Raw genomic sequence first — 5240 nt, 5'->3', positions numbered from 1 at the left:
CCCCCCCCCCCCCCCCCCCCCCCCCCCCCCCCCCCCCCCCCCCCCCCCCCCCCCCCCCCCCCCCCCCCCCCCCCCCCCCCCCCCCCCCCCCCCGCTGCGGGGGGAAGCACCTGAGCGATCTGTTGCGACGGGGGAATCGCGTCAGGCACTGCGGGGGGTGGCTGAGATGGTCCTCGTATCCGGGCTGTCCGCCTCGGACAGCCGGTGGTCACGCTGGTCCAGGTTCACAAAGATCATTCCGTACCGGATGGCACATCGCACGGGCTGCGGCGCCCCCCGAGGCCGCCGCAGCAGGCGGTACGCCCGCACGTCCTCGTCGTCGTCACGGGTGACGACGACGGGCTCCCCGAACACGGTCACCATCAACGAGTCACCGCTGTGGGGAATGGCCGTCACCAGGTCGATGAAGTGCCAGCCCGAGCGGTACGCGGTGGCCATTTCTCGACGGAAGGAGCGGTCGTCGGGAGGAGTGGTCACGTCAGCTCCACACGCTGTCGTCCGCGCCGACGGGCGTGCCACTGCTGTCGGCAGTCCCCGCCGAGACGGGCACCAAGGACCAGACACTGTCCGCCCGAACGTCACCCTTCGCGCCGGAGAGGCCACTCAGCGTGCCGAAGGCCACAACGGCAGAGAAGATGGCGACAAGCACCGAGCGAAGCATTCTCTTACGCATAGTCGGCTTCGTCCTCACTTGAAGGTCCCCTCTTCCCCCGTCGAGTAAGACGATGGCTCATTACGGCACGTCATGGCCACACAATCGGTGCATCATGTTCCTGCATGTTCAGGACCCTGGGGGGTGGAGATTTGGCGACGAATCAGACTAAAGCGACACATCCCCATTCGATGGCCGAGCTGTGCGAGGAAGGCAGCCGACTCTACGCGAACGCGCTGCGTATGGGGCGCATCGCGCGCACGGACGCGGAGTCGGCTCCTTGTCTGATGGAGTTCGCGCTGGTCCACCCCGATCCTGACGACGCCGACTGGCTGCGGCCCGTACCCCCGTCGGTGGCGCTGGCCCGGCGCCTCAACCCCCTCGAACGGGAGATCAACGAGCGCAGGCGCTTGTCCATCGAACTGGCCGAGGTGTTCGAGCCGTTCATGGCCCTCAGCGCGCAGGCCGCGGCTCCCACCCACTCCATCACCGTGCTGGAGGGGCTCGACCGGATCAACGCCGCCCTGGACCTGGCCACCGCCCAGTGCCAGACCGAGATGCTGACGGTCCAGCCGAGCGGCCGCCGCCCCGAACGCAGGCTCATGGAGGGCCTGGAGCGCGACAAGCCGCTCATCGAACGGGGTGTCAAACTCCGTACGCTCTACCAGCACACGGCCCGGCACAGTCCCGAAAGGCTCGCGTACGTCGACCAGATAGCCGACGGCAAGGTGGAGATACGCACGATCGACGAGCTGGTCGAACGGCTCATCATCTGCGACGAGACGGTCGCCTTCATCCCCATCCGCGAAGACCGCCAGGTGGCTCTGGAGCTACGGCACCCGGGCCTGGTCCGTTACCTCGTCAAGGTCTTCGAGTTCATGTGGGACCGGGCGGTCCCGCTGAGCGCCGGCGCGCCCTACGAAACCGCTCCCGACGGCATCACGGAGATCCAGCACTCCATCGCCAAGCTCCTGGTGGAGGGTCACGTCGACGAGGCCATCGCCCGCCGGCTCGGGATGAACGTCCGCACCTGCCGAGCCCATATCGCCAAGCTGGCCCAGGCCCTGGGCAGCGGCAGCCGCGCCCAACTGGGGTACCGCATAGCCCAGTCGGGCATCCTGGAACAGGAGCGCTGAGGTCCCGGGGGAGGCGGCGGGCCCCGAGCGGGCCGACCCGCCGTCTCACAGCTGGTGCCGCGACAGGCACTAGGTGGAGGATTCCGGAGCACCGGGAGCGGTGACCGGCAGCAGCTCGGGCGCGTGCGGCGGGCCGTCCAGGCCCATCTGGGCGATCCGCACGCCGAGTTGCGTGCGGCTGGCCGCGCCGAGGGTCTCGGAGAGCCGGGCGATGTGCGCGCGGCAGGTGCGGACGCTGATGCCCAGCCGTTCGGCCACCACGGCGTCCTGGTGGCCCTCCGCGAGCAGCGCCGCGATGGAGCGCTCCCGGTGGGTGATGCCGTCGATGCCCGTGTCCGGCAGCGGCGAGGTGAGCGGAACCGCGAGACGCCACAGGCGTTCGAAGACGGTCACCAGGTAGTCGATGACGGCCGGATGGCGCAGCTCCAGCGCGATCGTGCGGTCCGCGTTCGCGGGGATGAAGGCGACGGCACGGTCGAAGAGGATCAGCCGCTCGGGCACTTCGTCCAGGGTGCGCGCCTCGGCCGCGTCGCCCATCAGCTCCATGTAGGTGTGCAGGCCCTGGCCGTGCCGGGCGACATGCGTGTACAGGTCGCGCATGCGCACGCCCCGGCGGCGCATCTCCAGCGCCCGGGGCAGGCCCTCGGCGAGCTCCTCCTCACGGCGGATACCGCCCGGCTGCACGGTCAGCACCTCGGTCGTGCACTGCTCCGTCGCCTCGTCCATGGCGGCGCGGATCCGCGTCAGCCCGTCCAGGACGCGGATCGCCACGCCCTCCTGGGGGCCCTGGTCACGGCCGCCCAGCCCGGCGTACCACTCGACGGCGGCCACCGCCGTGCCGACCCGCGCCCGGCTCGCGGTGACCTCCTCGTGCACGCCGCGCAGCAGCCGGGTCATGACCTCCTGCGGGGCCGTCGGCACCATCCAGTCCATGTCGTCGGGGTCCGGGTGCAGCAGGGCCAGCTCCAGCAGGCACGGCACCGCGGCGGCGTCGGCGCGCGGCACCCGGCCGCGGCGCACGGCCCGGGAGTAGACGCGGGTCCCGGCCTCGCAGAGCCGGTCAGCGCCATGCGGATGCGCGTCCGTCCCGTGCCCGGCCATCTTCCACCCCTGGCTTACGACTCCTGGCTCCCGCGTCCCGCGCTACGCGGCCCGCCGGCGACACCCTCACGCACGGACGCGCGCCCTCCGCGCCGCGCTCCGCACGCCTTCGCAGCGCAACTATGCGCGGACCCGCCCGCCACCGCAACACGGCTCCCCCGCCACCACGCCCGCTCTCGCCCCGGAACCTCCCGGTTTCGTCCCACCTCAGGAACTTCCGCTGCACCAAGGTGACCGGGGCGCCCGCGGAGTTCGTCGCCCGCGCGGGTCTGGCCGCGGCCGGCGACCGGACAGACCGCGACCCGCGCCCCTGAAGGGCGCGGGTCGCGGACGCTCGGCCGGGGCGCGGGCCCGGGGGCTCCGGGTCGGCACCCGGGCCGCAGGGAGCCGCACGAGCCCGGAGGGAGGCCTACTTCAGGCCGATCGCGGAGCAGTCCGCCTTGTACTTCGGGGTGCAGATGTCCTTGACCGTGTAGATGCCGTCCTGGATGACCGTGTCCTTGATGTTGTCCCTCGTGAGGGCGACCACCGGCACGAGCATCGACGGGATCCGCTTCTCCGTCGGGCTGTCGACGTGGTCGCGGGTCAGCGCGTCGAACTCGATCGAGCGGCCCTGAACCTTGGCCACGGCCATCTCCGCGGCGTTGTTCGCCTCGTCCGGGTACGACTTGTACACGCTCATGTACTGCTCACCGGAGACGATCCGCTGCACCGCGTCCAGCGCCGCGTCCTGCCCGGTCACCGGCGGGATCTTGCCGGCGCCCGCCTCCTTCAGCGCGTCGATGACGGCGCCGGCCATGCCGTCGTTCGCGGAGTAGACCCCGGCGATGTTGCCCAGCCCGACGGCCTGGATCGCCTCCGCCATGTTCGCCTTGGCGTTCTCCGGCTTCCAGTCCTTGGTGTCGAAGGACTTGACGATGTTGACCTTGCCCTGGAGCTCGCTGAGCGCGCCCTCCTTGAACTGCGCCGCGTTCGGGTCGGTGGGCGAGCCGTTCATCATGACGATCTTGCTGCTGGAGGCCCTGGCGCCGAGCGCGTCGACGAGGGCGCGGCCCTGCACCTGGCCGACCAGTTCGTTGTCGAAGGAGATGTAGGCGTCGATCGGGCCCTGGGCGAGCCGGTCGTAGGCGATGACCGGGATGCCCGCGTCCTTGGCCTTCTGCACGCCCGGCGCGATGGCCTTGGAGTCGACCGCGTCCACCAGCAGCACGTCCACCTTGTCGGCGATCATCTGGTCGAGCTGCTTGTTCTGGGTGGCGGCGTCGGAGTCGGCGTTGGCGTACAGGACCTTGCCCTTGTCGTCGGTGAGGGAGGCGACCTGCTTCTTGATGATGGGGTAGTCGAACTTGTCGTACCTCGGGTTCTCCTTCTCGGGCAGAAGGAGACCGACCGTGATGTCGTTGCCCTTCTTCGGGGTGGCGGAGCTGCTGCTGCCGCCGACTCCGTCGATGACGCCGCACGCGGCGAGCGAGACGGCCGACGCCGAGGCGGCCAGGGCTATGGCGGTACGACGCACAGCGGTCCTACGGGTGGTACGAGCGTTCACATCAGGTGCCTTCCGGGCGAGGGAGCAGCGTTGCGACCCAGGTGGCTGAAAGCCAACGCGGGGACGGTGTGCACCGTCAAGAACTACGGGTTAACGAGATGGCAACAGGATCACTGTGCGAGTCAAGTGAAAACCAAGAGACTGTTCTGTGCGGGACGTTCCCCCGGGTTCACCTGACGCCGATTCAGCCCGTCACCTGGTGCGATCGGTAACTGACATACAGTCAACCGGCAGGCATGGTCGCCCTCTTCGCCGAAATCTCACCAAACGTGATCTCTGTCACGTGTCCACAGAGGGGCGCCGATCGCACAGCCCTCCGAAGAGTCAGCGGAAAGTAAAATTCCTGTACACCCCCTCCCTGGTCTCACGCGCCGTGATCACAAGCGGCCCACCGCGCTCCGGCTCGATCAGAGGACCGAATGAACCCAGCCAGACGACGCACGACCGCCGCGGCGGCCACCGCCGCCGACACGGGCTGGTCCATGGACCCGGTCACGGAGGTCACGCTGACCCGGAGTCAGGACACCGGACCCGGCCTCGCGGCCCGCCGGGTCTACCGCTCCACGACCTGGCCGGTCACGAAGACCCCGAGAAGGGCACGGTCGTATACCCCGGACGGGACCGAGTCCGCGCCGGTGGGCGACCACGCCTTCACCTGAGCCGACGCGGCGGCGCGGCGGCGCGGGCAACGCGAAAGGGCCGGGAGGTCGCCCTCAGGTTCTAGTAGTCGTTGCAACACCCCAGCTCAGGGGATGCAATGGACTTCGAGATCCGCAGGGACCGGACGGCTCAGGGGCCTGTGAAG

At 69.9% G+C, this 5240-nt stretch carries 5 protein-coding genes; 2 read left to right on the top strand and 3 right to left on the bottom strand.

Translation table 11 applies throughout. The annotated features are described in order from the left end of the window. Nucleotides 1-141: 141 nt before the first annotated feature. Nucleotides 142-438 (bottom strand): (2Fe-2S)-binding protein, encoded by a 297-nt coding sequence (locus ACZ4SW_RS37015; RefSeq protein ID WP_468253484.1) that lies wholly within the window; start codon nucleotides 436-438, stop codon nucleotides 142-144. A 405-nt stretch (nucleotides 439-843) separates the two neighbouring features. Between ACZ4SW_RS37015 and ACZ4SW_RS37010 the strand changes: the two genes are divergently transcribed. Then, nucleotides 844-1788 carry a helix-turn-helix transcriptional regulator gene (locus ACZ4SW_RS37010; protein WP_468253483.1) on the top strand — a complete coding sequence of 315 codons (945 nt, stop codon included), beginning with the start codon at nucleotides 844-846 and terminating at the stop codon, nucleotides 1786-1788. Between the two features lie 69 nt (nucleotides 1789-1857). On the opposite strand, the gene ACZ4SW_RS37005 is transcribed toward ACZ4SW_RS37010, so the two are convergent. Continuing rightward, nucleotides 1858-2889 carry a helix-turn-helix transcriptional regulator gene (locus ACZ4SW_RS37005; RefSeq protein WP_468253482.1) on the bottom strand — a complete coding sequence of 344 codons (1032 nt, stop codon included), beginning with the start codon at nucleotides 2887-2889 and terminating at the stop codon, nucleotides 1858-1860. A gap of 409 nt (nucleotides 2890-3298) precedes the next feature. Further along, nucleotides 3299-4405: a sugar ABC transporter substrate-binding protein gene (locus ACZ4SW_RS37000; protein WP_468253481.1), complete on the bottom strand. Its 1107-nt coding sequence runs from the start codon at nucleotides 4403-4405 to the stop codon at nucleotides 3299-3301. A 449-nt stretch (nucleotides 4406-4854) separates the two neighbouring features. Here ACZ4SW_RS37000 and ACZ4SW_RS36995 point away from each other — a divergent pair, with 449 nt between their 5' ends. Next, nucleotides 4855-5094 carry a hypothetical protein gene (locus tag ACZ4SW_RS36995; RefSeq protein ID WP_468253480.1) on the top strand — a complete coding sequence of 80 codons (240 nt, stop codon included), beginning with the start codon at nucleotides 4855-4857 and terminating at the stop codon, nucleotides 5092-5094. Nucleotides 5095-5240 lie beyond the last annotated feature (146 nt).

It is taken from the genome of Streptomyces sp. NPDC028331, assembly GCF_055565775.1.
The sequence above is the reverse complement of the archived record's forward strand: the minus strand, read 5'-3'. Positions and strand labels throughout refer to the sequence as shown.

Bases quoted from the DNA above. Each gene is read 5' to 3' on its own strand.
- ACZ4SW_RS37015 (WP_468253484.1), bottom strand. From the start codon at position 438: ATGGCCACCGCGTACCGCTCGGGCTGGCACTTCATCGACCTGGTGACG.
- ACZ4SW_RS36995 (WP_468253480.1), top strand. From the start codon at position 4,855: ATGAACCCAGCCAGACGACGCACGACCGCCGCGGCGGCCACCGCCGCC.
- ACZ4SW_RS37005 (WP_468253482.1), bottom strand. From the start codon at position 2,889: ATGGCCGGGCACGGGACGGACGCGCATCCGCATGGCGCTGACCGGCTC.
- ACZ4SW_RS37010 (WP_468253483.1), top strand. From the start codon at position 844: ATGGCCGAGCTGTGCGAGGAAGGCAGCCGACTCTACGCGAACGCGCTG.